This window comes from Sphingomonas cremea (genome assembly GCF_021502585.1).
GTDB classification, from domain to species: Bacteria; Pseudomonadota; Alphaproteobacteria; order Sphingomonadales; family Sphingomonadaceae; genus Sphingomicrobium; species Sphingomicrobium cremea.
The window spans coordinates 415,278-439,606 of record NZ_JAKFGM010000002.1 but is presented as its reverse complement, the minus strand read 5'-3'; the positions used below and the strand labels follow the sequence as shown (position 1 = coordinate 439,606).

General features: G+C 64.4%; 31 protein-coding genes and 1 tRNA gene. 15 read left to right on the top strand and 17 right to left on the bottom strand.

What is annotated here, in order from left to right; translation table 11 throughout:
- Positions 1-8: 8 nt before the first annotated feature.
- Entirely contained in the window at positions 9-215 is a 207-nt protein-coding gene (locus LVY65_RS08705; protein WP_235067653.1) for a DUF7336 domain-containing protein, read from the bottom strand.
- Between the two features lie 99 nt (positions 216-314).
- A tRNA-Ser gene (locus LVY65_RS08700) sits at positions 315-405 on the bottom strand.
- A 144-nt stretch (positions 406-549) separates the two neighbouring features.
- Between LVY65_RS08700 and LVY65_RS08695 the strand changes: the two genes are divergently transcribed.
- From LVY65_RS08695 to LVY65_RS08685, 3 genes are read left to right on the top strand one after another with little or no spacing between them, the layout of a single operon-like run.
- The gene (locus tag LVY65_RS08695; RefSeq protein ID WP_235067652.1) at positions 550-948 is read left to right on the top strand and encodes a metallopeptidase family protein; all 399 of its coding nucleotides are present in this window, start codon (positions 550-552) and stop codon (positions 946-948) included.
- On the top strand, positions 945-1,499 hold the full coding sequence (locus LVY65_RS08690) for an ABC transporter ATP-binding protein (protein WP_235067651.1): 555 nt from the start codon (positions 945-947) through the stop codon (positions 1,497-1,499). Before LVY65_RS08695 ends, LVY65_RS08690 begins: the two co-directional genes overlap by 4 nt.
- Positions 1,496-2,134, top strand: coding sequence for a heme exporter protein CcmB (locus LVY65_RS08685; protein WP_235067650.1), 639 nt, complete (start codon positions 1,496-1,498; stop codon positions 2,132-2,134). Before LVY65_RS08690 ends, LVY65_RS08685 begins: the two co-directional genes overlap by 4 nt.
- On the opposite strand, the gene LVY65_RS08680 is transcribed toward LVY65_RS08685, so the two are convergent.
- Genes LVY65_RS08680 through LVY65_RS08645 form a run of 8 tightly spaced genes read right to left on the bottom strand, consistent with a single transcriptional unit; the run spans position 2,131 to position 7,751 of the window.
- On the bottom strand, positions 2,131-3,000 hold the full coding sequence (locus LVY65_RS08680; RefSeq protein ID WP_235067648.1) for a class I SAM-dependent methyltransferase: 870 nt from the start codon (positions 2,998-3,000) through the stop codon (positions 2,131-2,133). The genes LVY65_RS08685 and LVY65_RS08680 overlap by 4 nt on opposite strands.
- A complete protein-coding gene (locus LVY65_RS08675; protein WP_235067647.1) occupies positions 2,997-4,223 on the bottom strand; it encodes a M16 family metallopeptidase in 1,227 nt (408 codons plus the stop codon). Before LVY65_RS08675 ends, LVY65_RS08680 begins: the two co-directional genes overlap by 4 nt.
- Positions 4,216-4,818, bottom strand: coding sequence for an SURF1 family protein (locus LVY65_RS08670; protein ID WP_235067646.1), 603 nt, complete (start codon positions 4,816-4,818; stop codon positions 4,216-4,218). The genes LVY65_RS08675 and LVY65_RS08670 overlap by 8 nt, the downstream gene beginning before the upstream one ends.
- Positions 4,815-5,192, bottom strand: a complete 378-nt coding sequence (locus LVY65_RS08665) for a DUF983 domain-containing protein (protein WP_235067645.1) — start codon at positions 5,190-5,192, stop codon at positions 4,815-4,817. Before LVY65_RS08665 ends, LVY65_RS08670 begins: the two co-directional genes overlap by 4 nt.
- The gene (locus LVY65_RS08660) at positions 5,189-6,094 is read right to left on the bottom strand and encodes a cytochrome c oxidase subunit 3 (RefSeq protein ID WP_235067644.1); all 906 of its coding nucleotides are present in this window, start codon (positions 6,092-6,094) and stop codon (positions 5,189-5,191) included. Before LVY65_RS08660 ends, LVY65_RS08665 begins: the two co-directional genes overlap by 4 nt.
- A gap of 30 nt (positions 6,095-6,124) precedes the next feature.
- Positions 6,125-6,670: a cytochrome c oxidase assembly protein gene (locus LVY65_RS08655; protein WP_235067643.1), complete on the bottom strand. Its 546-nt coding sequence runs from the start codon at positions 6,668-6,670 to the stop codon at positions 6,125-6,127.
- Entirely contained in the window at positions 6,667-6,843 is a 177-nt protein-coding gene (locus LVY65_RS08650; protein WP_235067997.1) for a hypothetical protein, read from the bottom strand. Before LVY65_RS08650 ends, LVY65_RS08655 begins: the two co-directional genes overlap by 4 nt.
- Positions 6,840-7,751 (bottom strand): heme o synthase, encoded by a 912-nt coding sequence (locus tag LVY65_RS08645; protein WP_235067642.1) that lies wholly within the window; start codon positions 7,749-7,751, stop codon positions 6,840-6,842. Before LVY65_RS08645 ends, LVY65_RS08650 begins: the two co-directional genes overlap by 4 nt.
- Before the next feature lie 216 nt (positions 7,752-7,967).
- Here LVY65_RS08645 and LVY65_RS08640 point away from each other — a divergent pair, with 216 nt between their 5' ends.
- The gene (locus tag LVY65_RS08640; RefSeq protein ID WP_235067641.1) at positions 7,968-8,546 is read left to right on the top strand and encodes a DUF4118 domain-containing protein; all 579 of its coding nucleotides are present in this window, start codon (positions 7,968-7,970) and stop codon (positions 8,544-8,546) included.
- 78 nt (positions 8,547-8,624) lie between these two features.
- Here LVY65_RS08640 and ctaD read toward each other — a convergent pair whose 3' ends face one another.
- Together ctaD and coxB are read right to left on the bottom strand one after the other, a co-directional pair.
- Positions 8,625-10,304 carry a cytochrome c oxidase subunit I gene (ctaD, locus tag LVY65_RS08635; protein ID WP_235067640.1) on the bottom strand — a complete coding sequence of 560 codons (1,680 nt, stop codon included), beginning with the start codon at positions 10,302-10,304 and terminating at the stop codon, positions 8,625-8,627.
- Positions 10,305-10,328: 24 nt separating this feature from the next.
- Positions 10,329-11,384: a cytochrome c oxidase subunit II gene (coxB, locus tag LVY65_RS08630; protein ID WP_235067638.1), complete on the bottom strand. Its 1,056-nt coding sequence runs from the start codon at positions 11,382-11,384 to the stop codon at positions 10,329-10,331.
- A 159-nt stretch (positions 11,385-11,543) separates the two neighbouring features.
- On the opposite strand from coxB, the gene pyrE reads away from it, so the two are divergent.
- The 5 genes from pyrE to LVY65_RS08605 are packed head-to-tail and all read left to right on the top strand — an operon-like array spanning position 11,544 to position 15,333.
- The gene (gene pyrE / locus LVY65_RS08625; RefSeq protein WP_235067637.1) at positions 11,544-12,125 is read left to right on the top strand and encodes an orotate phosphoribosyltransferase; all 582 of its coding nucleotides are present in this window, start codon (positions 11,544-11,546) and stop codon (positions 12,123-12,125) included.
- Positions 12,122-12,910: a pyridoxine 5'-phosphate synthase gene (locus LVY65_RS08620; protein WP_235067635.1), complete on the top strand. Its 789-nt coding sequence runs from the start codon at positions 12,122-12,124 to the stop codon at positions 12,908-12,910. Before pyrE ends, LVY65_RS08620 begins: the two co-directional genes overlap by 4 nt.
- A complete protein-coding gene (gene acpS, locus LVY65_RS08615) occupies positions 12,907-13,314 on the top strand; it encodes a holo-ACP synthase (protein ID WP_235067634.1) in 408 nt (135 codons plus the stop codon). Before LVY65_RS08620 ends, acpS begins: the two co-directional genes overlap by 4 nt.
- On the top strand, positions 13,315-14,247 hold the full coding sequence (gene lepB / locus LVY65_RS08610; RefSeq protein ID WP_235067633.1) for a signal peptidase I: 933 nt from the start codon (positions 13,315-13,317) through the stop codon (positions 14,245-14,247).
- Positions 14,248-14,250: 3 nt separating this feature from the next.
- Entirely contained in the window at positions 14,251-15,333 is a 1,083-nt protein-coding gene (locus LVY65_RS08605) for an AI-2E family transporter (protein WP_235067632.1), read from the top strand.
- 2 nt (positions 15,334-15,335) lie between these two features.
- Here the strand turns inward: LVY65_RS08605 and LVY65_RS08600 are convergent, their stop codons facing one another.
- Together LVY65_RS08600 and rpsU are read right to left on the bottom strand one after the other, a co-directional pair.
- A complete protein-coding gene (locus LVY65_RS08600) occupies positions 15,336-15,818 on the bottom strand; it encodes an FKBP-type peptidyl-prolyl cis-trans isomerase (protein WP_235067631.1) in 483 nt (160 codons plus the stop codon).
- A gap of 43 nt (positions 15,819-15,861) precedes the next feature.
- A complete protein-coding gene (gene rpsU, locus LVY65_RS08595; protein WP_118858261.1) occupies positions 15,862-16,068 on the bottom strand; it encodes a 30S ribosomal protein S21 in 207 nt (68 codons plus the stop codon).
- A gap of 293 nt (positions 16,069-16,361) precedes the next feature.
- On the opposite strand from rpsU, the gene LVY65_RS08590 reads away from it, so the two are divergent.
- The gene (locus tag LVY65_RS08590; RefSeq protein ID WP_235067630.1) at positions 16,362-17,048 is read left to right on the top strand and encodes a murein L,D-transpeptidase catalytic domain family protein; all 687 of its coding nucleotides are present in this window, start codon (positions 16,362-16,364) and stop codon (positions 17,046-17,048) included.
- 74 nt (positions 17,049-17,122) lie between these two features.
- Here LVY65_RS08590 and LVY65_RS08585 read toward each other — a convergent pair whose 3' ends face one another.
- On the bottom strand, positions 17,123-18,451 hold the full coding sequence (locus tag LVY65_RS08585; protein ID WP_235067629.1) for a L,D-transpeptidase family protein: 1,329 nt from the start codon (positions 18,449-18,451) through the stop codon (positions 17,123-17,125).
- A 204-nt stretch (positions 18,452-18,655) separates the two neighbouring features.
- On the opposite strand from LVY65_RS08585, the gene LVY65_RS08580 reads away from it, so the two are divergent.
- Positions 18,656-18,961 (top strand): PilZ domain-containing protein, encoded by a 306-nt coding sequence (locus LVY65_RS08580; protein WP_235067628.1) that lies wholly within the window; start codon positions 18,656-18,658, stop codon positions 18,959-18,961.
- Positions 18,962-18,971: 10 nt separating this feature from the next.
- On the top strand, positions 18,972-19,286 hold the full coding sequence (locus tag LVY65_RS08575; RefSeq protein WP_235067627.1) for a PilZ domain-containing protein: 315 nt from the start codon (positions 18,972-18,974) through the stop codon (positions 19,284-19,286).
- Here LVY65_RS08575 and LVY65_RS08570 read toward each other — a convergent pair.
- Positions 19,283-19,912 (bottom strand): arylesterase, encoded by a 630-nt coding sequence (locus LVY65_RS08570; protein ID WP_235067625.1) that lies wholly within the window; start codon positions 19,910-19,912, stop codon positions 19,283-19,285. The genes LVY65_RS08575 and LVY65_RS08570 overlap by 4 nt on opposite strands.
- A gap of 56 nt (positions 19,913-19,968) precedes the next feature.
- Between LVY65_RS08570 and LVY65_RS08565 the strand changes: the two genes are divergently transcribed.
- The 3 genes from LVY65_RS08565 to LVY65_RS08555 all read left to right on the top strand — a co-directional run bounded on the left by LVY65_RS08565 (position 19,969) and on the right by LVY65_RS08555 (position 23,443).
- Positions 19,969-20,640, top strand: a complete 672-nt coding sequence (locus tag LVY65_RS08565; RefSeq protein ID WP_235067623.1) for an ABC transporter ATP-binding protein — start codon at positions 19,969-19,971, stop codon at positions 20,638-20,640.
- On the top strand, positions 20,637-23,120 hold the full coding sequence (locus tag LVY65_RS13335; protein WP_235067621.1) for an ABC transporter permease: 2,484 nt from the start codon (positions 20,637-20,639) through the stop codon (positions 23,118-23,120). The genes LVY65_RS08565 and LVY65_RS13335 overlap by 4 nt, the downstream gene beginning before the upstream one ends.
- Before the next feature lie 62 nt (positions 23,121-23,182).
- Positions 23,183-23,443, top strand: coding sequence for a hypothetical protein (locus LVY65_RS08555; RefSeq protein WP_235067620.1), 261 nt, complete (start codon positions 23,183-23,185; stop codon positions 23,441-23,443).
- Here LVY65_RS08555 and LVY65_RS08550 read toward each other — a convergent pair.
- Positions 23,440-24,321 carry a peptidylprolyl isomerase gene (locus LVY65_RS08550; RefSeq protein ID WP_235067618.1) on the bottom strand — a complete coding sequence of 294 codons (882 nt, stop codon included), beginning with the start codon at positions 24,319-24,321 and terminating at the stop codon, positions 23,440-23,442. The two genes, LVY65_RS08555 and LVY65_RS08550, sit on opposite strands and share 4 nt — an antisense overlap.
- Between the last annotated feature and the right edge of the window lie 8 nt (positions 24,322-24,329).

The following is a 24,329-nucleotide window of genomic DNA, read 5'->3' as shown; positions in this document are numbered from 1 at the left end:
GGCGCACCTCAAAGGCGGACAAACCCGCGCGGCCAATGGTCGATATCGACTTCATATTGCTCGATGGTGAAACCTTCCGGTTCCTCGGCGAATCCGGGCAGCAGCCGGGATCGCATCTCGGCTGCCTCCGCCAGGGTCCTTGAAGAATAGATACCGATAACCTTCACCCTACCGGTCTCGGGAAGGCTGTGGAGCAGTACGTATAGAGGATCCATGGCCGTAAGGTCTAACCTTTGCGCCAATGTTCGCAATGGGCCGAACCCTGCCGTTGGAAGCGCCCACTTACCGATGGTAAATATCGGGAAGCTTGAAGTTGGCGGAGCGGGAGGGATTCGAACCCTCGATACGGTTTTGCCGTATACTCACTTTCCAGGCGAGCGCCTTCGACCACTCGGCCACCGCTCCGCACCGCATCCCGATCGGCGATGCAAGGCATCGCGCATGAATCGGGAGCGCAACCAAAATGCGCCTGGAATTGGGGGCATGTAGAGGCGCTTCTCGCCAGGGGCAAGCTTGCCGCGCGGGCCCGCACGCCTCTATGGCGATCGAATGGCGCGGCGCTTCGACCACCCCCCTTCGGCCGAGGAGATTGAGGCGATCGCGCGCGATGCCCTGTCCCGGCTGCCCGAGCCCTTCTCCAGCCATCTTGCGGACGTCGTGCTGCAGATCGACGAATATGCGGAGGAGGCGCTGCTTGGGGAGTTGGGGATCGACCATCCGCTCGACCTCACCGGAGTCTATGAAGGCATTCCCATCGGGCTTCGGAGCGTCGAGACATCGGGGACGTTGCCCGATCGGATTCGCCTGTTCCGCCAGGCGATCCTTGTCGAATGGACCGAGGAAGGCGAGCCGTTCGAGCATCTCGTCCGCCACATCCTGATCCACGAAGTCGGCCATCATTTCGGCCTGAGCGATGCCGATATGCACGCGCTGGAGGAACAGGAGTGACGCCGCTGCTGAAGGGCGACGGGCTGGCGCTGGTCCGAGGTGGTCGACTGCTGTTCGAGAGTCTCGATCTCGAACTTGGCCATGGAGACGCGCTCCATGTCACCGGTCGCAATGGCAGCGGCAAGTCGAGCCTGATCCGGCTGGTCGCGGGTTTGCTTCGTCCGACGGCTGGTCGGATCGAGCGGGCCGGGGCAGCGCTTGCCGATGAGGGACTGGCATTGGACCGCGAACTGCCGCTGCGGCAGGCCCTGGCCTTCTGGAAGGGGTCTCGCCTCATCGATGCAATGACGGCATTCCACCTTGACGACCTGGCTGACGTCCCCGTTCGACTGCTTTCCACGGGCCAGGCCAAACGAGCACGGCTCGCTCGGGCCATGGCCGCCGACGCCCCTCTTTGGCTGCTCGACGAGCCCCTGAACGGCCTCGATCGCGATGGAGCCGGTCGGCTCGACGCGGCCATCGCAAGGCATCGAGAGGCGGGTGGAGCGGTCGTGGCCGCAAGCCATCTCCCGCTCAGTGGCAATTGGCTGACGCTGGAGCTCGGGCAGTGACGGGCGCGCTGATCCGGCGTGAGGTTCGTCGCGGCTTGCATGGTGCGGCCTGGTTGCCCGTCGCCTTTTTCCTCTTGGTCGCGACGATCGTCCCCTTCGCGGTTGGACCGGACGCGCGGCTGCTTGGCCAGATCGGCGGCGGGGCGCTATGGATAGCGGCGCTGACCGCGGCGCTGCTGCCGGTCGAGCGACTGGTCGAGCCCGACCGGGCCGACGGAGTGCTTGACCAGCTGGCGTTGACCGGCACCGCCGAGGAAGCGGTCGGCGGAGCGAAGATCGTCGGCCACTGGCTGACGTTCGGGCCATTGCTGCTGATCGCCGCGGTTCCCGGTAGCTTCCTGGTCGGGCTGGATGGCCCGGCGCTGGTCCGTAGCCTCGTTTCGCTCGCCATCGGCACTCCCGCCTTATCCGCCCTGGCGGTGGCGGTGGCGGCACTGACCGCCGGTCTTCCGCGGGCGGGGGCGCTGGCGGGGCTGTTGATGATGCCGCTCGCGGTCCCGCTCATCATTTTCGGCGCGGCGGCGACCGGCGACGGAGAAAGCTCGGCACTGAAGCTCGAAGCGGCGGTTGCGCTGCTGACCATAGCAGGGGCGCCCTTCGTGGCGGGCGCTGCGATCAGGGCGGCGAGAAGCTAGTCTTTCGACCAGCGGGCGAAGATTGCCGTTGGAAGCAGCAGCCCGCGCGCTTCCTCGCGCACCGCCATCTCTCCGCATTCGACTCTGCCACCAAGGTCGGCGGTCAGCTGTCTCAGCAGCTCGCCGATGCTCAGCGCCGACATGCGCACCGCATAAACGGTCAGCACCAGGAACTGGCTGTCGGCGTCGAGCAGCTTGCGGCAGTCGGCGAGCAGCGGAGCAAGATGCTCCTCAAGCCGCCATACCTCTCCCTCCGGCCCCCGGCCGAACTTGGGGGGATCGAGCAATATGCCATCGTAGCGCCGCCCCCGACGAACCTCGCGAGCGGTGAATTTTGCGGCGTCGTCGACGATCCAGCGGATCGGCCTTTCGGCCATTCCCGACAACGCTGCATTGGCGCGTCCGCCCTCGACCGATTTCTTGGAAGCGTCGACATGGACCAGCCTGGCCCCCGCATCGGACAGGAGCAGGGTGCCGACGCCGGTATAGCCAAACAGGTTCATCACCTCTCCGTCATCCGCCCGATCCACCATCCAGTCCCATTGCGGCGCCATGTCGGGGAAGAAACCCAAATGCCGAAATGGCGTCAGGCTGGCATGAAATCGGACGTTGCCCCGCGCCAATGGCCAGCTTTGCGGAACTTCGCGGTGGCGGACCCAGCGCCCGCCGCCTTCCTCATCGGAACCTGGGACGAAAGTTGCGTCGGGGGCCCATTCGCCGAGCTCCGGCGCCCACATCGCCTGCGGCTCGGGCCGGACGACGGTGACAGGGCCATAACGCTCCCACTTCTGGCCGCTGCCGCTGTCGATCAGTCCCCAGTCCTCCCAGGGTTCGGCGACAATCGTCTTGAGGTCGGTGAGGCTCATGCGGCCAGCGCGAGCTTGCCGCCGATCGAAGCCAGGGCACGCGGGCCGTTCAGCAAATTGCCTCCGGCCGCGCGAGCACTGCTGACATCGACTGCACGAAGTTCGGCCAGCATTTCGTCGGACGTCATGATGCGGCCGAATATCTCGATCGAGCGAGCCATGGAATCGGCCCGCCCCTGCGGCGTTTCAAGCGCCATCAGGATACTCGCTTCAAGCTGCGCGCGTGCGCGATTGAGCTCGGCCTCGGTAAGCTCCGCAACCGCCTGCTCAACCGTGTCGCGGGCCAGCGCCATGGCCTCGGCGGCGCGTGCCTTGTCGGCAGACAGGTTGACCGCGAACAAGCCGGTATCGGCAAATCCTTGGGTCCAGGCGTAAATCGAATAGGCCAGGCCCCGCTCCTCCCGCAGCTCCTGGAACAGCCTTGACGACATACCGCCGCCCACGGCCTGGGCGAACAGCGACAGCGCGGGGGCGGTGGGATGGGAGGCCGGAACGCCTTCATATGCCAGCGCGAGGTGCGTTTGCTCGGCTGCACGGCGGTCCGATTTGATGCCGCCGGAGAACCTGGCCGAGTCGAGCAGCGGCGCCGGCGTCGCCTCCAGATCTCCGAAAAGCGCTTCGGCGAGCAACAGGATGTGGCCGGCATCGACCTTTCCCGCGGCGCTGATCACCAGCCGTTCCGGTCGAAATTGCCCTTCCAGCCAGGCCACGCAATCGCTCCGTGTCAGGCCGCGGATGCTGGGCTCGCTGCCGAGCACCGGGCGAGCCAGCGGTTGGTCGCCGAACGCCGCGATGAACAGATGATCGTGGATCAGGTCGTCAGGTGCATCGAGGCATTCGCCCAGCTCCGACAGGATGACCAGCTTTTCGCGCTCCAGCTCCGCTTCGTCCAGCTTCGGGGCGCGAACCAGGTCGGCGATCAGCTCAAGCGCCAGGCCGACGTCCGGTGCCAGGGTCCGTGCATGAAATGCCGTCTGGTCCCGCGCGGTCCAGGCGTTCAGGCTGCCGCCGACGTCTTCGATCGCCTCGGCGATCGCGCGGGCATCGCGGCCTCGAGCGCCCTTGAAAACCATATGCTCGACCAGATGGGCGAGGCCGCCCTTGCCTGCCGCCTCCGAACGAGAGCCGACGAAGGCGTGGAGCCCGATCGCCGCCGATTGCGCGTTGGGCATCGTGTCGATGGCAACAGTGACCCCGTTGGCAAGGCGGGTCAGTTCAGCCATTGGACCCGGCATCTTCCTTCCGCCATCGGCCACGCAATGCGAGGGCGTAAATCACCACTGCGATCAGGGCGAACAGGAACCACTGGATCGCGTAGCTGAAATGATTGTTGGGAACGATATCGGGCGAAGGCGGAGCGCTTGGCACGAGACCGGGGCCCGCGGTCGCGGCAACCAGCCGCATCCGGCTGATTCGGTCCGGCGCGATGACGCCGCTGACCAGCCCGCCCCTGAAGGCGCGGCCGGCGTTCGGATCCTTCGACCAGCCAAGTTCGATCGCGACCCCCGGTCCCTCGGCGCCGGTACGGCAATCGGCGATAATGAGGTAACCTGGCTCGCCGCGTAGGCTTTGGCCCGCAGCCGTGCGAAAACCGGCTACCGACAGGCAGTTGGCGGTGGCCGAGCGAAACAGCGGCAGCGGTTCCTTTGGCGGTATCGATGGCCAACCGATCGGCGGTTTGTTGGCAGCGGAGGCATAGCGCGCGAGCAATGCCTCCTTCTGGTTGCGGCGCTCGAGTTGCCAAATGCCGAGCCCGATCATCGTCGCGACCGCCAATGCGACAAGGATGGTCGGAATGATCGGCAGCTTGTGCTTCATTCGACCAGCCTCCCTTCGCGGGCGCGGTGCTTGAATTCCTGATAAATCAGCGCGGCCTTGCCGATGCGCAGGCCCAGGATCGTCAGCCCCGCGCCGATCGGCAGCCAGATAATATGCAGCCACCACGGCGGGCTCACCGCCTGGTCAAGCAGGATGGCCCCAACCGCCACGATGGCGCCAACGATCAGGATCAGGAAAGCCGCCGGCCCGTCGCCGACATTGAAGCTGGCGAAATCCAAACCGCAGGCGCGGCATTTCGGCGCGAAGCGGGCGAGGCCCGCGAACAGCGTCCTCGCTCCGCAATTCGGGCAAAGTCCCCGGAAAGCCGCCGCCGCCAGCGACGGCGCGGCGCCGCTGGCCGGCGCCTCGCTCATCCGCCGTGGGTCGGCGCCCCCCAGCCGCCCCAGACATAGATGGAGACGAACAGGAACAGCCATACGACGTCGACGAAGTGCCAGTACCAGGCCGCCGCTTCGAAACCGAAATGGTGCTTGGGAGTGAAATCGCCCTTGTACGAGCGAACCAGGCAGACGGTCAGGAAGATGGTGCCGATGATGACATGGGCGCCGTGGAAGCCGGTCGCCATGAAGAAGGTCGCGCCGTAGATGTTGCCCTTAAAGCCGAACGGAGCGTGAATATATTCATAGGCCTGGATCGAGGTGAACAGCAGGCCGAGCGCAATGGTCAGCCAGAGCCCCTTCTTCAGGTTGTCATTCTCTCCGACCCCAAGCATGCCCCAGGCGCCCTTCAGCGCGCCGCCGCGCTGGTTGTGGATCAATGCATGATGGGCCCAGGTCACCGTGGTTCCGGAGCAGAGCAGGATGAACGTATTGAGCAGCGGGAAGCCGAACGGGTCGAGTACTTCGATGCCCTTCATCGGCCACTGCGCCGCGGCGGCGGCATCGGTGATGTGCTGCACCGCGCCATCGACTAGCTCGACCGGGGCCGGGAAAAGTGACGAAGCGAAGAATGCCCAGAACCATGCGACGAAGAACATCACTTCCGAAGCGATGAACAGGATCATCCCATAGCGCAGGTGAAGCTGGACGACCGGCGTGTGATCGCCTGCCTTGCCCTCGCGGATGACGTTGCCCCACCAGCTGAACATCGTCGTCAAAATGCCGAGCAAGCCCAACAGGAAAAGGAATTTCCCATAGGGATTGTCATGCATCCACATGACCGTCCCGCCGAAGAAGAACAGCGCCGATGTGGCACCGATCAGCGGCCACTGGTCGGGCGGAAGGATGTGATAATCGTGGTTCTTCGTCGATGCCATGAGTCTCGTTCCCTGTAGTCGCTTGCGGCTCTAGCGGCCGCTTTCCGGATTTTCCACCGGATAAAATGTGTAGCTTAAGGTGATCTCGTCGATGTGGCTGGTGGCCGGGTCGTCGCGCAGCTTCGGGTCGACGTAGAACACCACCGGCATGCGGACATCCTCGCCGGGCTTGAGCGTCTGCTCGGTGAAGCAGAAGCATTCGATCTTGCTGAAATATTTGCCAGCCGCCTCGGGAGTCACATTGAACACCGCCTGGCCGGTCGTGTTGCGCGCAGTGTAGTTGGTCGCGTGATAATAGATGGTCGTGCGCGCACCGGGGTGGATCCGAACCGTCGCCTGCTCGGGCTCGAACTTCCACGGCAAAGCCGGGGAGATATTGGCGTCGAAGCGGACGCCGATTTGACCCGCAACTGCACCCGGGGCAGCCTCGGCCTTCATCGTCGTGCCGCCAAAGCCGGTGACCTGGCAGAACACCCGGTAAAGCGGCACCGCCGCGAAGGCGAGCGCAAGCATGGCCAGCCCGAACAGGGCGGCGCGAAGCCCGACGTTGCGATTCTTCTGGGCCAGCGAGCTCATTGATTGATCGTCATCTTGGCGATGGTGATCCCGAACATCAGCACGACGAAGGCCCCAAGCAACAGGGCCAGCACTCGCGCCCGCTCGCGCTGCCGCTTACGGATAAGCTCGTCTTCGGGCCGGGGTAGCTCCCCGGGCCCAGGGCCGAGCTCATCCTCGGGCTGCGGGCTCATGCGATCACCCAGCGGTCGACGACCAATGCCGCGAACAGGCCGAACAGGTAAAGGATGGAGAAGGCGAACAAGCGCTTCTCGGGACCCATTTGCTTGGGCTCGGTCTGCTTGTTGGCAAAAACCGAAAAGGCCAAAACCAGGAAGATGGTGTTGAGCGCGATGGAGGCGGCGCCGTAGACCCATCCGGTAAGTCCCATTGCCCACGGTGCGATCGCGGCGACGATCATCGGAAGCGTGTAGAGCAGGATCTGGCGGCGGGTGCTCGTGACTCCGGCGACGACCGGCATCATCGGTACGCCCGCATTGGCGTAATCGGTTCGCACGAACAGCGACAGCGCCCAGAAATGAGGAGGCGTCCAAAGGAAGATGATCGCGAACAGCAGGACCGGAAGCGCACTGATGTCGCCCGTCGCAGCGACCCAGCCGATCAGCGGCGGGAAGGCCCCCGCTGCTCCGCCGATGACGATGTTCTGGGCGGTCCGCCGCTTCAGCCACACGGTATAGATCAGCACATAGAACAGGATCGACACGGCCAGGATCGCGGCGGCCAGGTGATTGGCGGCGAGATCCATCAGGATGACCGAGAAGACGGCCAGTCCTACACCAAAATGAAGTGCGGTCTGGCGGGTCATCCGGCCGGCGGGAAGCGGCCGACTGGCGGTCCGCTTCATCTTGGCGTCGAGGTCGGCTTCATACCATTGGTTGAGCGCACCGGCCGCGCCCGCGCCGAGCGCGATGCACAGCACGGCAGCAAAGCCCAGCACCGGATGGACCGGGACGGGCGCCGCCAGCAGTCCGCACAGTCCGGTGAACACGACCAGGCTCATGACGCGCGGCTTGGTCAGCGCGAAAAGATCGCGCCAATCGGCCGGAAGGCTCTGGTTGTGGGTCAGGGGAACGCTGGTCACGCGCGTGCCTATAAGGGGTCGACCCAAGAGAGGAAAGGGGCAGCCTGACAAGGACTTGGGGGGCGGCCGGCTTCGCCCGGCAATTGAGCAAGCCGATCGCCCACGGCAATTGGAAAAACGGATGCTCCCGGGTCGGGAGAATGCCCGATGGGCGGAACCGCCCGGGCTTGTTACGATTCTATTACAAGTGGGGATGTAGTGCGCAGGAGCAACTCGATGACACTTGCCGCCCGTCTCAGGAGATGGCTTGTGTTGCCCCCGATCACGGGCATCCGGGCAATCGGCTGGACCCTTGCCGCCATCGCGGTGCCGACCCTTGGCCGCGTCGCAGTCGACGGCCACGTTACCGGTGTTGGGTTTACGCCATATTGTCCTTTCGTGCTGCTTTCCGCGGTCCTGCTGGGCTGGAGGCATGCCACGGTTGTCGCACTTGCAGCCGCGGTGATTGGCGACGCCTTGTTCGTCGGGCCGCGCTTCCAATTGATTGAGGCACCGACCGATATATTCGGTGTCGTCGTCTTCCTTGGAACTTCATGCCTGATGATCGGCCTGGTGCATGCCATGAGGACGCTGATGCAGAATGGTGGCAGGCCGGCAACTGCTGTCGATGGCGTCATTTTCAGCCAGGAGCGCGGGCAGGCCTGGGCTAGCTGGCCCGGCGCGAGCTACTACATTCGACTGGGGCCGCAGGACCAGGTGGCCGAGATGATGAAGGATTACCTGGCGCAGCAGGAGCTTGCAAAACGCCTCAACGGCGGCGCCCGAGCGAGCCAAGCCACCACCCCGACGTTTTGATCGAACGCGCAGAAGGACCAACGAAAAACGCCCCGGCCGAAACCGGGGCGCCTTCGTTTTTCCAACCTCGTTCGAAACCTAGTCGATCTTCGGAAGCGTTTCGAACTGGTGGTACGGCGGCGGGCTGCTGAGGGTCCACTCAAGCGTCGTCGCGCCCTCGCCCCAATAATTGTCGGGCGCCTTCTTTCCGGCCAGCATCGACCAGATCATGTTGATGAAGAAGATCACCATGCCGACCGCCATCACCATATAGCCGATGGTCGAGATCTTGTTCCAATAAGCGAACGCCGGCGTGTAGTCCGGGATACGCCGCGGCATGCCGTCGAGGCCGAGGAAATGCTGCGGGAAGAAGATCAGGTTCACGCCGATGAACATGATGAAGAAGTGCAGCTTGCCCAGCAGCTCATTGTACATCCGGCCCGTCATCTTGCCGAACCAGTAATACCAGCCGGCGAAGATGGCGAAGACCGCGCCAAGGCTCAGCACATAGTGGAAGTGCGCGACCACATAATAAGTGTCGTGCATGTAATTATCGACGCCGCCGTTGGCGAGCACGACGCCGGTCACGCCGCCGACGGTGAACAGGAAGATGAAGCCGATCGCCCACAGCATCGGCGTCTCGAAGGTGAGCGAGCCGCCCCACATCGTCGCAATCCACGAGAAGATCTTCACGCCCGTGGGAACCGCGATGATCATCGTCGCGGCGGTGAAATACATCTTGGTATTCACGTCCATGCCGATGGTGAACATGTGGTGGGCCCAGACGACGAACCCGACCACGCCGATCGCGACCATGGCGTAGGCCATGCCGAGATAGCCGAACACCGGCTTGCGGCTGAAGGTAGCGATGACCTGGCTGACCATGCCGAAGCCCGGCAGGATCATGATGTACACTTCGGGGTGGCCGAAGAACCAGAACAGGTGCTGGTAAAGCACCGGATCGCCACCGCCCGACGCGTCGAAGAAGGTCGTCCCGAAATTGCGATCGGTAAGCAGCATGGTGATCGCGCCCGCCAGGACCGGCAGCGCCAGGAGCAGCAGGAAAGCGGTGATCAGCACCGACCACACGAACAGCGGCATCTTGTGCAGGGTCATGCCCGGTGCGCGCATGTTGAAGATGGTGGTGATGAAATTGATCGCGCCAAGGATCGAGCTGGCGCCGGCCAGATGGAGCGAGAAGATCGCCATGTCGACGGCGGGGCCGCTGGAGCCGGAGGTCGATAGCGGCGCATAAACCGTCCAGCCTGTACCTGCGCCAAGCCCGGTTCCGCCCGAAACGAACGACGAACCCAAAAGCAGGATGAAGGCCGGGACGAGCAGCCAGAAGCTGATGTTGTTCATGCGCGGGAAGGCCATGTCCGGAGCGCCGATCATCAGCGGCACGAACCAGTTGCCGAATCCGCCGATCATCGCGGGCATCACCATGAAGAACACCATGATCAGGCCGTGGGCGGTGATCAGCACGTTCCAGTGATGCAGCGCCTCGTCGAAACTGGCGCCCGCGCCCGCGCCGAGTGGCCATGCACCGGTCAGGATCTGGATTCCAGGTTCGGCCAGTTCTGCGCGCATCACGCCCGAAATGGCTCCGCCGATGATCCCCGCGACGATCGCGAAGATCAGGTACAGCGTCCCGATATCCTTGTGGTTGGTCGACATGAACCAGCGGGCGAAGAAGCCCGGCTTGTGATCCGCGTCATGATGGGCGTCATGCGCCTCATGGGCTTTCAGCGGAAGCGCGTCGGCGGGAATGGTGCTCATGTGTCTCTCGTTTCCGCTAATCGATTAATTCTGGGCCACTGCGGCTTGGTTGGTCGCGGGCTGCTCGACCGCGGCATTGTCGGCCGGAGCCGCTGCCGCCTCGGCAGTCGCCGGGGCTGCGGCTTCCGTCGCCGGCTTCGCGCCCTTGGGCGTTCCACCCTTGGATGCGACCCAGGCGTTGAACGTAGCTTCCGGAACCACCTCGACCGCGATCGGCATATAGCCGTGGCGCGCGCCGCACAATTCGCTGCACTGGCCGAAATAGACCCCCGGACGGTCGACCTTCACCCAGGTCTCGTTGAGACGGCCGGGGTTGGCGTCGATCTTGGTCCAGAAGGCCGGGACGGCGAAGGCGTGGATAACGTCGTTTGAAGTGACGATGAACTTCACGATCTTGCCGGCCGGAATCACGATCCGCTCGTCAACTGCCAGCAGCGGGGGGCCGTCGGCGTCGGTGCGATAGCGTTCGCCGGGCTTCGCGTCCTTCTGCTCCTTGAGCTGGTTGGACACGATCTCGAAACCGCCATTGTCCGGATATTGGTAGGTCCAGTACCACTGGTTGCCGATGACCTTGACGGTCACATCGGCCGGCGGCGGACTATATTGCGCGCGGATCAGCCGGATCGACGGAATGGCGATCGCCACCAGGATGAGCACGGGGACCAATGTCCAGACGATCTCGATCGCGGTGTTATGGCTGGTGCGCGAGGGGGTCGGATTGGCGCCGCGGCGATAACGGAAGATCGTCCACAGCAGCAGCGCCAGCACGAAGACGCTGATCACCGCGCACATCAGCAGCAGCCAGTGATTATGGAAATCGGCGGCCTGCTGGCCGACCGCGGTGACCTGGTCCTGCACGCCCTTGCGGCCGTCGGGAACGCCGATGCCGGGCGTCGGCGCGGCATAATCGATCGACGGGGCCGGCGTTGCAGCAGCTGGCGCTGGCGCCGCGGCGGCCGGGGCAGCAGCAGGAGCTGCGCTTGTTACTTGCGGCTGGGCAGCTTCGGGCGTCTGGGCGCCTGCCGCTACTGGTGTAAGTCCGGCTGCCGCCAGGGCGATTGCCCATCCCATCAGTCTCATCGTCACCCCGATTGATTCGGTTGCAAAGAAAGGCCCGCCGAGATGCGGCAGGTCCCGAATTTGGCGGCCTTATAGGCGGGACATTGCGCTCCCTCAAGCGGCGGTTGCGGGTCGGGCGCCGCGGGCCTATTTCGGGCCGCGAATTCGAAGGAGATAAGCGTGACCGACGAGGAGATTTTGGCGGAATTCCGCGCTGCGGACGCGCTGCTCGAAGGTCACTTCATCCTTTCCTCGGGCCTCCGCAGCCCGCGATATCTGCAATGCGCGCGGGTATTGATGGATGGCGCGCGGGCCGAACGGCTGGCCCGGGCGCTCGCCGCGAAGCTGCCGGCGGAAATCCGCGATTCCATCGATGCGGTCGTCTCGCCGGCCATGGGCGGGGTGATCATCGGCCATGAAATGGGACGCGCGCTGGGCAAGCCCGCGATGTTCGTCGAGCGGCCTGACGGTGCATTCCATCTTCGCCGCGGCTTTTCGCTGAAACCGGGCGAGCGGGTTTTGATGGTCGAGGATGTGGTGACCACCGGCCTGTCGTCGAAGGAAGCGATCGCGGCGATCGAGGAAGCGGGGGGCAAGGTAATCGCCGAAGCCAGCCTCGTGGACAGGTCGGGCGGCGCCGTTGACCTTGGCGTTCCCTTCGTTCCGCTGATTCGGATCGACGTGCCCACCTACGACGCAAACGACCTTCCCGCGGAGCTGGCAGCGATTCCGGCGATCAAGCCCGGGAGCCGCGCCGCTTGAGCACTCGCCTTCGCCTTGGCGTCAATATCGACCATGTCGCGACCATCCGGAATGCGCGCGGCGGACCGCATCCCGACCCGGTCCGCGCGGCGCAGGCGGCGGCGGCGGCGGGCGCGGACGGAATCACCGCCCATCTCCGCGAAGACCGGCGGCACATCACCGACGGCGACATTGACCGGCTGATGGCCGAGATCGACCTTCCGCTGAACCTGGAAATGGCGGCAACCGAAGAAATGCTGGCGATCGCGCTGGCCCATAAGCCACACGCCGCCTGCATCGTCCCCGAAAAGCGCGAAGAGCGCACCACCGAGGGCGGGCTGGAGGCTGCCGGCCAGTTCGATGCCCTGCGGCCATATGTCAGCCACCTTGCTGACGCCGGCATTCGCGTGTCGCTGTTCATCGAACCGAGCGAGCGGCAGGTCGATGCCGCCTTGCGGCTCGGCGCTCCGGTGGTCGAATTCCATACCGGGCGCTTCGCCCATGTCGAGGGCGAGGAGCAGGCGGCCGAATTGAAACGAATCGCCAACGCCGCCGCACTCGCCGCCAAGAACGGTATCGAGCCGCATGCAGGCCACGGCCTGACGTTCGACAATGTCGTCCCCGTTGCCGCCATTCCGCAACTGGCCGAGCTCAACATCGGGCATTTCCTGGTCGGCGAAGCGATCTTCACCGGGCTGGAGGCAAGCGTGAGGCGGATGCGTGCGCTGATGGATGAGGCTATGCCGGAACGCGGCTTGCTGGGGGCGAGCCGCCATCCTGCCCCCGGCCGGACTGCTCCGTCATGATCCTCGGTATTGGCTCCGACCTGTGCAACATCGTGCGGATCCAGGCTTCGCTCGACCGTTTCGGCGACCGCTTCTTGAACCGCGTCTTCACCGATATCGAACGCGCGAAGGCTTCCCGGCGCCCGCACACCATCGCCGGCACGCTGGCCAAGCGCTTCGCTGCCAAGGAAGCCTTTTCAAAGGCGGTCGGTACTGGATTCAAGCGCGGCGTGTTCATGAAGGACATTGGCGTGGTCAATGCGCCGTCGGGCGCTCCGACCTTGCAACTTACCGGAGGCGCTCGGGCTCGGCTTGACGCCATGGCTCCGCCGGGCCACGCCATCGAAGTGCATCTGACGATGACCGACGACCACCCCTGGGCGCAGGCATTCGTGATCCTTTACGCCCGCAAGATGGAGCCCTGATTGTCCGAGAGTCCCAAGCCCGTCACCGCCACCGCGGCGGCGGCCACGGCCACCGAACCTGCAAAGGAAAGCCACCGCCAGGCAATCTGGCGGGAGATCAAGGGCCTGTTCTGGGTGCTGGTCGCGGTGCTCGCCTTCCACAGCTTCATCGCCAAGCCCTTCTACATCCCATCCGAATCGATGATGCCCAATTTGCTGACCGGCGACCGGCTGGTGGTGACGAAATTCCCTTACGGCTGGTCCTACGTCTCCCCGACCATTCCCAACCCGGCAGCGATCTTCCGCAATCTTGTCCTCCGCCGGGCCGAGCCGTGGACCATAACCTTGCCGTTCACGAAGGGGCGGTTGCTCGGAAAGCTGCCAGAGCGCGGGGATGTGGTGATCGTCACTCCGCCGGGCGGCAACCAGGACTATATCAAAAGGGTGATCGGCTTGCCGGGCGACACGGTCGAGGTGCACAACGGCCGACTGATCCTGAACGGCAAGCGGGTCCAGGCCCAGGTACGACCGCCGGCGATGATTCCGGTCGATGCCAATGCCCCGTGCGGCATGATGCAATTCTGGGGCCGGCGCATCGAAACCAGCGAGGGGGCCTTCTGCCGCCTGCCGATCGTCCGGGAGACTCTCCCCAACGGCGTTAGCTACGACACGATCGACGACGGCCAGAGCCAGGGCGACGACTATGCCGCGGTCCGCGTTCCTCCGGGCCGGGTGTTCCTGATGGGCGACAATCGAGACCATAGCGCCGACAGCCGCTTCAGCCTGGAGGACATGGGACTCGGCGGTCCAGTGCCGTGGGAAAATATCGGCGGCCGTGCCGAATTCATCACCTTCAGCCTTGACGGCACGACGATTTATACCAACCCGCTGACCTGGTTCCCCGCTTTCCGGGAAGGGCGGGCAGGCAATTCGCTCCACCCGTCCAGGGAGTAAGCCTTGAAGAAGACTGACGAGCCGTCCGCCGCAACTGCCGAACGGCCCGGTCCTGCCGATATTTCGGACGTCGCCGTCATTGCCGAGGTTCGCCGCGCGGCCGTCTGGATCGGCATGGCTTTGCTGGTCGCCGGGGTGATCGTCCTGTCGCAGCCGATCCTGTTGATCATCGGCGGCATGGTGTTCGCAGTGATCCTCGATGGCGGCACCCGCCTGCTCGGCAGGGTCCTGCCGATCGCTCGTGGCTGGAGGCTGGCACTCGTTACGCTCGCCGGCTTCGCTTTCGTCGGCTGGGTATTCTATTTCGCCGGAACGACCCTGATCGGCCAGGCAAGCGAACTTAGAGAAGTGGTCACGCTGCAGTGGGACCGCCTGGTCGGCTACGCGGTCGAAATGGACCTGATGCCGGCCGAAGGTGCTGGCCTGCACAGCTTCAGCCAGCAACTCCTTGGCGGGGTCGGCCGCCTGACCAGCGCCGTAAGCACCGCAATCGGCGCCGTGACGTCGATCCTGATGATCGTCGTCATCGGCATCTTCGTCGCGATCGAGCCGCGCCTCTATGACAAGGGCGTTGCCTGGATGCTGCCGGTCGGCAATCGCGGCCGCTTCTATGAAATCAGCAACCAGGTCGGGTTCACGCTGAGGCGGCTGATGTTCGGCCGCATTGTCGGAATGTTGTTTGAAGGCGTGTTTACCTGGCTTTTGCTTTGGGCGGGCGGCGTTCCGATGGCGGCGCTGCTCGGTCTGTTGACCGGCCTGCTCGCCTTCGTCCCCAATATCGGTGCAATCATCTCCGGCGTGCTGATGGTCGCCGTCGGTTTCTCCGCCGGGCAGGGCGAAGGCCTATGGGCAATATTCGTCTATTTCCTGGTGCAGAACGTCGACGGCTATCTGGTGGTGCCCTACATCGCACGCCGCACCGTCGACCTGGCGCCGGCGCTGGTCCTGGCCGCACAGCTGTTATTCGGAGCGCTGTTCGGGGTGTTGGGCCTGCTGCTGGCCGATCCGATTGTTGCCACGATCAAGGTGGCGCTGGAAAAGTTCAGCGAGACCAATAAGCCGCGTATCGCCGCGGACGACGGCTAGTCTTACTGGCCCTGCGGAACCGCGCCGGCTGTAAGCGCAGCGTTGGGCACGACCTGCAGGACATGGACGTCGAAGGACAGGTCTTCATTGGGGCCGATCGGGCTGCCCTGAGGCGGGTTCTTGCCATAGGCCAGGCGGCCAGGAATAAGGATCTTGTAGCGGCCGCCCTGCTGCATCCGGATCAGCGCCTCGCGAAAGCCGGGAACCACCTGCATCACCAGGAACGGCGCCGGGCCGCGTCCGTCGGTCGTATCGAACACCGTGCCATCCTCGGTCCGGCCGGTATATTCGATGATCACTCCATCCAGCTCGCGGATCAGCGGCCCGCTGCCCGCGGCCACGGTGTCCACGGTGACGGTCTTGAACTGGCCGGCGCCAAAGTAGGCGATGCCATAGGCCAGCCCGATCAGCGCGGCGACGGCGAGCCACAGCTTGATCATCGTGCCCTTCGCGACGGGACGAAGCGGAACTTGGGTAACCGACATGTCTGCCCTCGCGGAAGAAAGTTAGGCGAAGCCTCGGTAAGGCTTAGCGGGCGCCTTCGCGCTCGATCCGCTTGCGCTCGAGCTTGCGTGCGCGGCGAATCGCGGCAGCACGCTCACGGGCGCGCTTTTCCGACGGCTTTTCGTAATGACGGCGGAGCTTCATCTCGCGATAGACGCCCTCACGCTGCAGCTTCTTCTTGAGCGCGCGCAGCGCCTGGTCGACATTGTTGTCGCGAACGATGATTTGCATAAAAGCCGTCCAACTCCCTTAAAGTGCACCCGAATTCGACCGGGCAAGCCCGGCGAAAAGACCGGGACATCCGGCCATGATTCCACTGAGCAATGAACATGGTTCGCAAACGCCCGGGGCGCGTGCGGAGGCGGCCCCTTAGCAGCGGCTTCCCTTCATTTCAAGGCGTTGCGGGTTCCGCCGGGAACGATGAACCGTTGGCTTGGCGGGACAAAAGCCGGTGCGGATGCAAGACAGTTATCGGCGATTAACCTTTTCGCAGGTATAAGGGTTCCTTCAACCGGAGGGTGTGGATGTCGTTGAATCGTCGGGAAATGTTGCGGCTTGGGGCGGCCGGCGCAGGGGGACTCCTGCTGTCCAGTGCTGCCAGCTCGCAGATATTGTTGCCGTCAAAACTGCCGCCCGCGATGGCCCCAGTCGACCCTCTGGCGCCGGTTGCAGCCGCGCCGACGACACCGCTTGGCATCGATTCGGCGCTGTTCCAGCGGGCGAAGGCTGCGCTTGATTCGCACCGGATCGCGGCTCGCGATTCGATTGGCATCGTCGATTTCACGCTGGCTTCGCGCGATCCTCGCTTCCACCTCGTCAACCTGGCGAGCGGTCAGGTCGAAAGCTTCCGGGTCGCACATGGCCGGGGGTCGGATCCCGACCACAGCGGCTTTGTCGAGATGTTCTCCAACCGGCCGGGTTCCGAGGCGACGTCGAACGGCACCTACACCACCGGCGAATATTACCATGGCAAATATGGCCTCTCGATGAAGGTGCACGGTCTCGACTGGACCAACAGCAATGCCGAATCGCGCGCGATCGTCATTCACAATGCCTGGTATGCCGAGCCGGAGATGATTGACATCCACGGCAAGCTCGGCCGTTCGGAAGGCTGCTTCGCATTCAGCCGCGCCGACCAATGGAAAGTGATGAGCAAACTCGCGGGCGGGCGGATGATCTACGCCGACAAGCTGGATAGCTCGGCCGCCTAAAGCTCGCCTTTCGCATGTAGCTGGAATCAGAAAGGGCGGCCCCCACGGGGGCCGCCCTTTCTATTGCGCCGGGCTTACTTGGCCGCGACTTTCTCGCCGGCCTTGTGAGGGACCTCGCCATCGCCTTCGAGGAGCGCCGCGATCACTTCATTGTCGCGCTTGTAGAGGTCGGTGTAGTTGACGATCGTCCCGTCGGTCAGCGCAGCGACGCTGAAATAGACGATGTGCACCGGCACCGGCTTCACGAAATTGGCCTGGACAGTCTTTTTGGCCGTGAGTGTCTCCTGAATCTTTTCAGGGGTCCATTCGCCATTGTCGTCGCCCAGCAATTCGGTCGCCAGGTCAAGGACATGCTCGGTGCGGACGCAGCCATGCGACAGCGCCCGTATCTGGCTGTTGAACCGGCTCCGCGCATTGGTGTCGTGGAGGTAGATATTATACGGATTGTACATCACGAACTTGAGCTGGCCGAGCGCATTGCTCGGTCCCGGCGGCTGGCGCCAACGCTGCACCTTTCCGTCCTTGCCCTTGACCGACACATATCCCGGCTTGCCCGCGACTTCCTTGGAAATGCTGGTCGGCACTTCCCACCACGGATTGAGGATCACGCCCGTCGCCATCACACTCAATTGCGGCGTCGGCGTCTTGATTGCGCCGGCAATCGCGCGGTGCTTCCAGCGGGTAACGCCATTTTCGACCAGCGTCGCATGGAATGCCGGCACGTTGACGATGATATATTTGTCGCCAAGGTCCCGCGGCAGCCACCGCCAACGATCCATGTTGAGCCGGATCTTGTTGATCTTCTGGACGTCCGTACGCGGAGCGACTGCAAGAGCCGTGCGCAAGGCGCCATATTGCGGATGGGTCGGAAGCAGGCTGTTCAGCACCTCCGGAACGCGGTTGGTGACCAGCGCCGCCTCCAGCAGCTGGCGCTGCCGGACGTCGTCGATGTCCTTGTCCTCGACGAACCAGCCAATTCGCGCGTCGCCCCGCACATGGCCAAGTGCCAAGTCCGATGACAATTTGTTGAACCGGTCGGTCGCCGCCTGGGCCAGCGCCAACGGATCGCCCGAATTCATTGCCGAGGCCAGCCCGGCGGGATCATAATCCGCCGGGGATAGTCCCTCGCGCCCGATATTGTTGATGTAATTAAGCAGCGATTGCGCCTGCTGGACCTGCCACAGCGGTGGCGGTGGCGGGGGCAGCGGCTCCGCCGTGGGCTGGGCAGGCGCCGGGGCCTTTGCTCCTTCCGGCAGCGGAGCGATCGGGTCGACCGCCTTGCTCGGCTGCGCCGTAACGGGTTTGGGGGCCGGCGTGGCGGCCGGCTGGGCCGCAAGTGACGCCAGCGGCACCGAGGCCACGACTGTGAACATCGCCAAATGGTTCCAACGCGCCTTCGTCACTGCAGCTTACCCCTCGCAACCAACTCAACGCCCCAGCGTCAATATAGTGCCTTACCTAGCGCCCCCAAGCTTACACAGGATGAACCGGCGGGACCAGAGGCCGCGGCACGGCTCGGCGCGCGAATCCGGCCGCGCCAACTAATCCTTAAGCAGTTGGGAAGCATAAGATTAATCCGAAGCAGGGAACGAATGGGAAGGGGCGAGATGTCATCGCGGTTCCAACTTCATGGCAACATGATACCGCGCACCGTCAAGCGCGTGTTTGACGAGCGGTCCGAAGAGCGGATCGAAGCGGAGTCGCATGCGGCTGTCCTGTCGTTCAGGGGGCACAATCACGTCGTCACGCTGGTCAATCTGTCGCGGTCGGGTGCGATGATTCGCTTCACCGGCGACGCGCGCATTGGTGAAACCGTTTCGCTTCAATTGCTTGACCGCGGCACGATTGCGGGTCAGGTGCGTTGGCTGCGCGATGGGCGGATGGGCGTGTATTTCGCCGTTCCGCTGGAGTAGCGCCGTGGAGATGAGCTTTCGGATGATCAAGGCACGGATTGAACAGGCCCGTGATCCAAGTGACCGGCGACGTACCTCCCGCCACCCGGTCGAGATCGGCGCGCGCGTCCGTGAACTTGGCAGCGAGGGATTCGAAGCGCGGGTCCTCAACATCTCCGAAACCGGATTCATGGCCGAAGCCGAAGGCCATTTCGATGTCGGCACGCGCATCTGGCTGATCCTGCCCGGTCGCGAGCGTGCCAATGCACTTGTTCGCTGGATCGCGGGAAGCCGAATCGGCGCCGAATTCGCCGAGCCCATTTCGCTCGAAGGGCTGAACGCCTAACTTCGTGCGAGCGCGCGCTTCACCGCCGGCGTAATTCCCGAAACGATCCGCTTCACGCCGGCAAAGGTGGGATGCATTCCGTCCGCCTGCTGCATGCTCTTCTCGGCCGCCACGCCATCCAGGAAGAAGGGATAGGTAGCGACGTCATGCCGTCGGGCCAGCGCAGGATAGATTGCATCGAACCGCGCGACATAGGCGGGATCGAGATTTGGCGCTGCCCTCATTCCCGTGAACAGGACATTTATGCGGCGACGTTTCAGCTCCGCCAGCATCGCATCCAGATTCTTGGCCGTAAGCTCGGGATCGAGCCCGCGCAGCATGTCGTTGGCGCCAAGCTCGAGGATCACCAAATCCGGTTTGCGGTCAAGGCCGTCGAGCGTCCAGCCGAGCCGCGCCTTGCCCGCCTCGCTGGTGTCGCCGGAGACTCCCCCATCGACGACCGTCGCCGCAACCCCGTGGCGGCGGAGCGTCGCCTGCAACTGGGGCGCGAAGCCAAGTCCCTGGTCGAGGCCATATCCGGCGGTCAAGCTGTCGCCGAATGCCAGCACCAGCGGCCGTTGCGGTGGCGGACCGGCACCGATCAACATGATCGACAGAAGGGCGGTGGCAATCGACCGGCGGATCATGGCGCGCAAGGTGGGGCCATTGTGGCTGCGGAACAAGCTCCCTAGCTACACCGGCCATGACCGAACCCTTGATCGCGCTCGACGACGTCCGCCTGACCCTTGGCCAGGGCGATGTCCGCACCGAAATCCTGAAAGGCGTCAGCCTGACGCTCGAACCGGGCGAAAGCGTCGCCGTGCTCGGGCCTTCGGGTTCGGGCAAAAGCTCGCTGATGGCGGTGGTCGCCGGGCTTGAGCGGGCCGACTCGGGCTCCGTCAGGCTGGCCGGACAGGATATCGGCGGCCTCGACGAGGACGCGCTGGCCAGGCTGAGGGGCCGTTCGCTCGGCATTATCCTGCAGGCCTTCCATTTGCTTCCGACCATGACCGCGCTTGAAAATGTGTCCGTGCCGTTGGAGCTGGCGGGCGCCGACGATCCGCGCGGCCGGGCAGCCTTTGAGCTTGAAGCGGTCGGTCTAGGGCATCGCCTGAACCATTACCCGGCGCAATTGTCGGGCGGCGAGCAGCAGCGTGTCGCAATCGCTCGCGCCACCGCCCCTCGCCCACATCTGCTGCTGGCCGACGAACCCACCGGCAACCTCGACAGCGCTACTGGCGTGGCGATCATCGACCTGTTGTTCGATCGGGCCGGGCATGCCGGCGCAGGCCTTCTGGTCATCACGCACGATGCCGCGGTCGCCGCCCGGGCGGCGCGAGTATTGCATATGTCGGACGGGCGCCTGGCCACGTGAAATTACCGTTACGCCTCGCGCTTCGCGACCTGAGAGGCGGGCTTTCAGGGCTCGGCTTGCTGTGGCTATGCCTCGCCGTGGCGATCGCGGGGCTGGCCTCCGTCACCAGCCTCGCCTCTTCGGTCGATAGCGCCATTGCCGCCAATGGCCGTCAGCTGCTGGGCGGTGACCTTATGTTGTCGGTCGCCCAGCGCGACGCCGGCGCGGACGAACGCGCGGCCATCGACGCGCTTGGACGATCGTCGAAGAGCGTCACGACACGCGCCATGCTGGTCGCGCCCCAGTGCCGAAGCCTGCTTGCGGAGCTTTCAAGCATCGATGCCAATTGGCCGCTGGCCGGCAAGGTGGAATGGGTCGGTGGCAGCAAGCGCCCGGCAGGTGCCGAGGTGGCGATAGGGCATGAAATATCCGAGCGGCTCGACATCGGCATCGGCGACGATGTCCGGATCGGCCGTGCCACATACCGCGTCTCAGCAATCATCGACAAAATGCCGCGCGCCTCCGGTTTCGCGTTTGCGCCGCCTGCATTGATGGACGAAGCCGGGCTGGCGAAGAGCGGGCTGATCCAGCCCGGCAGCCTCAGCAGTACCAGCTATCGAATCGTCCTGCCGCCTGCCTCCGACGCCGATGCCGCTGGCAAGGCCTTCCAAAAGCGCTTCCCCGAGGGCGGCTGGCGTTCGACCACCCGCGACGAGGCTGGATCAGGCACGCGTCGCTTCATCGATCGGCTGAGTCAGATGCTGCTGCTTGTTGCCTTGTCGGCATTGGCGATCGGCGGGCTCGGAATGTCCAGCGCGACCGCGGCCTTCGCCGCTTCTCGCCGCTCGACCATCGCCATACTAAAGCTGGTCGGGGCCGGCCGCTCGACGGTCAATGCAATGTTGCTGGCCGAGATCGGCCTTATCGCCGGGCTCGCTATCCTGGTTGGGTTGGCCGCTGGGGCAATGGCCCCGGCGCTGGTCGGCAAGTTGACCGCAGCGCTGCTCCCAGTTGCGCCGGACACTTCGCCGCAATGGGTTGCGCTTGGCCAGGCTGCGCTGTTCGGAGTGCTGATCAGTTTCGCCGCAAGCTGGCGAATGGTCGCCAACGCCGGCGACACAAGGCCGGCCAGGCTGCTGCGCGGAGATGTCGTCGATGGCGAGCCGCTGCGCTGGCAGACCTTCATCCTTCCTGCCTCGGCGCTTGCGACGGCGGCTGCAATCGCGATCGGCAGCGCAAGCGACCCCTGGTTCGCCGCAACCGGCTTGGCCGGAATCGCCGTCCTTTGCGTCCTCTTTGCGCTGCTGGGACTGGCCATCCGGCGGATCGCGCGCGGAGCGAAGCATCTCGGCAGCCCGATTACCCGTCTGGGCATCGCGGCGCTCGACCGGCCGGGTGCAGCCACCGGGCGGCTGGCCGTGTCGCTTGGCCTTGGACTGACCTTGCTCGTCACGCTTGCGGGAACCGCCTCCAGCATCCTCGCAGAGATCGATACCGCGGTGCCCAGGCGCGCGCCCGCCCTGTTCCTCGTCGATATCCCGCGCGCGGAAGAACCGAAGTTCCGCACTATTGCCGCATCCGAACTGCCCGGCGCTGACCTTCGCCTGGTTCCCTCGCTTCGCGGCCCGGTAACCGAGGTCAATGGCGTGCGGGTCGCGGACATGCGCAATATTCCCGAAGGTGCTTGGATCCTCCGCGGCGATCGTGGGCTGACGTTTGCGCGCGACCTTCCACCGGCCAACCGGATCGTCGCCGGCCAATGGTGGCCAAAGGATTATCGGGGCCCGCCGCTGGTCAGCATCGACGTCGATGCCGCGACAGCCCTGAACCTTAAGGTTGGCGACACGCTGACGGTCGCCATCCTCGGCCGGCCGATCGAGGCCCGGATCGCGTCGATGCGGGAAATCGACTGGCGTAGCCTCGGCTTCAACTTCGCCATCATTTTCGCACCCGGCGCAATCGAAGCTGCACCTTATACGCTGATGGCAACCGCCTCCCCCGCAAATGGCCGCTCGACGACCGCGTTCGAACGGCGGCTGACGACCGAACTTCCGATGGTCAGCGCGATTCGCGTCTCCGACGTCGTCGTCCAGGTGAAGACATTGCTCGAATCGATCGATGGTGCGGTGCGGATTGCGACCGGATTCGCCATTTTGATGGGGATGATCGTTCTGGCCGGATCGGTTGTCGCTACCCGCCGCCAGCGATCGCGCGACATCGTCCTGTTGCGCCTGGTCGGCGCGACCAGAGGTCAGGTGGCGCGAAGTCAGCTGATCGAGTTCGTGCTCCTGTCATCGGTGGTCGCGGTTGCCGCCTTTGCCAGCGGGGCGATCGCTGCGTGGCTAGTCGTCGTACAACTGTTCGAATTCCCGTTCAGCCCGGATTGGGCGAGCCTCGCGCTGATACCGCTGGGGGCGATTTTCCTCGCCGTTCTGGCCGCCTTTGCCGCGGCGATTCCCGCTCTGAACGCCCGTCCCGCACAGGGACTGCGCGAACTCTGACCTTTAAATCGATGCAACCCAAGGCAGGTTTGGTCGTTCAATCGATCCGAAAGGAACGTCTTATGGCTTCTGTCCCGACGCTGAGCGACCTCCAGATGAGGCATGACCCGGCCGGACGCGGATATCATGTCGTTTATCGCGAACATGAAGTGAATCACTGCCCTGGATGCGGGCGCACCCAGTGGCTGATCGGCCGCATGTCGGCCGAATGCGCCTTCTGCACGACGGCGCTGCCGCTGGCCGAGGCCAGCATGCGCCACCACAACGCGCCCGTGGTAATCCAGCATCGTAACCGGGTGACCGCCCCGGCCTGGGCCGCCTAGCCCGCTGGAACCGCCCTGACGGGCACATTGATATTGCAGAGATCTGCACCGCCGGCAGGACGAATGAAGAAGTCGTCCTGCCGGTTTTTTCGTGCCTGCAGATAGGCGGCGAAGGACGGTCCGGCGAGATATTCGAACAGGGGCCGCTCGGCAGCCGGCAATTCCGTCGCCAGCCGTGCCTTGACGATCGGCACGTCGAACGATCTTTCCTTGTAGAAGCCGAGCGCCTCGGTCCCGCGTGGCAGCGACGAAAGATGTTCGATGCCCGCTACGATCCGCCCGACCACGGCGATATTGCGGTCGAGATGGCGCGGGGCATGGCCGATCACGGCATAGAGCTCACCACCGGTTCCGGTATCAGGTGACAAATCGCGGCCGACGCCGACCATTGCATAGCAATGGGCTAGGTTCGCCGTGCCGGCCTTCGGATCATAGGCGACCGGCCATCCGCCCGAAAATCCCGCCGCCGGGGCGTAGGCATCCGGGGAACCCAGCGGCGTAATCTGCAGGCCCTTGCGCGCCCGATGATATTCGGCCGGCGGCTTTGCAGCCACGCCCGCCGGAAGGGGCTTGTCGCTCTCATTATTGCCCCACTGAACAACATAATTGTCCTGGACCCGGTAGATTTTCGCGCCATCCCACCAGCCGCCCCGGGCCAGCGCGCGGATGTTGGCGGCATGGACCGGCGCGAAGGCGGGGGCGAGCTGCATCACCACCTTGCGGCCGCCTTCCAGCTCGAAGACGACCAGGTCTTCGGCGGAGATATCGCGCCAATCGGCCTTCGGCGCCCCCGCGACAATTTCGCTCGGCGTCCTAGGCTTGGCGGGAGGCGCGGCGGCAATCAGGGTAACGAGGGCAATGGCGGCAAGTCGGCGCATGGGGGGCC

Excerpts from the sequence above, each read along its gene's own strand:
- LVY65_RS08705 (WP_235067653.1), bottom strand. The coding sequence starts at position 215 with ATGGATCCTCTATACGTACTGCTCCACAGCCTTCCCGAGACCGGTAGG.
- LVY65_RS08695 (WP_235067652.1), top strand. The coding sequence starts at position 550 with ATGGCGCGGCGCTTCGACCACCCCCCTTCGGCCGAGGAGATTGAGGCG.
- LVY65_RS08680 (WP_235067648.1), bottom strand. The coding sequence starts at position 3,000 with ATGAGCCTCACCGACCTCAAGACGATTGTCGCCGAACCCTGGGAGGAC.
- LVY65_RS08675 (WP_235067647.1), bottom strand. The coding sequence starts at position 4,223 with ATGGCTGAACTGACCCGCCTTGCCAACGGGGTCACTGTTGCCATCGAC.
- LVY65_RS08670 (WP_235067646.1), bottom strand. The coding sequence starts at position 4,818 with ATGAAGCACAAGCTGCCGATCATTCCGACCATCCTTGTCGCATTGGCG.
- LVY65_RS08665 (WP_235067645.1), bottom strand. The coding sequence starts at position 5,192 with ATGAGCGAGGCGCCGGCCAGCGGCGCCGCGCCGTCGCTGGCGGCGGCG.
- LVY65_RS08660 (WP_235067644.1), bottom strand. The coding sequence starts at position 6,094 with ATGGCATCGACGAAGAACCACGATTATCACATCCTTCCGCCCGACCAG.
- LVY65_RS08655 (WP_235067643.1), bottom strand. The coding sequence starts at position 6,670 with ATGAGCTCGCTGGCCCAGAAGAATCGCAACGTCGGGCTTCGCGCCGCC.
- LVY65_RS08650 (WP_235067997.1), bottom strand. The coding sequence starts at position 6,843 with ATGAGCCCGCAGCCCGAGGATGAGCTCGGCCCTGGGCCCGGGGAGCTA.
- LVY65_RS08640 (WP_235067641.1), top strand. The coding sequence starts at position 7,968 with ATGACACTTGCCGCCCGTCTCAGGAGATGGCTTGTGTTGCCCCCGATC.
- ctaD (WP_235067640.1), bottom strand. The coding sequence starts at position 10,304 with ATGAGCACCATTCCCGCCGACGCGCTTCCGCTGAAAGCCCATGAGGCG.
- coxB (WP_235067638.1), bottom strand. The coding sequence starts at position 11,384 with ATGAGACTGATGGGATGGGCAATCGCCCTGGCGGCAGCCGGACTTACA.
- acpS (WP_235067634.1), top strand. The coding sequence starts at position 12,907 with ATGATCCTCGGTATTGGCTCCGACCTGTGCAACATCGTGCGGATCCAG.
- LVY65_RS08600 (WP_235067631.1), bottom strand. The coding sequence starts at position 15,818 with ATGTCGGTTACCCAAGTTCCGCTTCGTCCCGTCGCGAAGGGCACGATG.
- rpsU (WP_118858261.1), bottom strand. The coding sequence starts at position 16,068 with ATGCAAATCATCGTTCGCGACAACAATGTCGACCAGGCGCTGCGCGCG.
- LVY65_RS08590 (WP_235067630.1), top strand. The coding sequence starts at position 16,362 with ATGTCGTTGAATCGTCGGGAAATGTTGCGGCTTGGGGCGGCCGGCGCA.
- LVY65_RS08580 (WP_235067628.1), top strand. The coding sequence starts at position 18,656 with ATGTCATCGCGGTTCCAACTTCATGGCAACATGATACCGCGCACCGTC.
- LVY65_RS08575 (WP_235067627.1), top strand. The coding sequence starts at position 18,972 with ATGAGCTTTCGGATGATCAAGGCACGGATTGAACAGGCCCGTGATCCA.
- LVY65_RS08570 (WP_235067625.1), bottom strand. The coding sequence starts at position 19,912 with ATGATCCGCCGGTCGATTGCCACCGCCCTTCTGTCGATCATGTTGATC.
- LVY65_RS08565 (WP_235067623.1), top strand. The coding sequence starts at position 19,969 with ATGACCGAACCCTTGATCGCGCTCGACGACGTCCGCCTGACCCTTGGC.
- LVY65_RS08555 (WP_235067620.1), top strand. The coding sequence starts at position 23,183 with ATGGCTTCTGTCCCGACGCTGAGCGACCTCCAGATGAGGCATGACCCG.
- LVY65_RS08550 (WP_235067618.1), bottom strand. The coding sequence starts at position 24,321 with ATGCGCCGACTTGCCGCCATTGCCCTCGTTACCCTGATTGCCGCCGCG.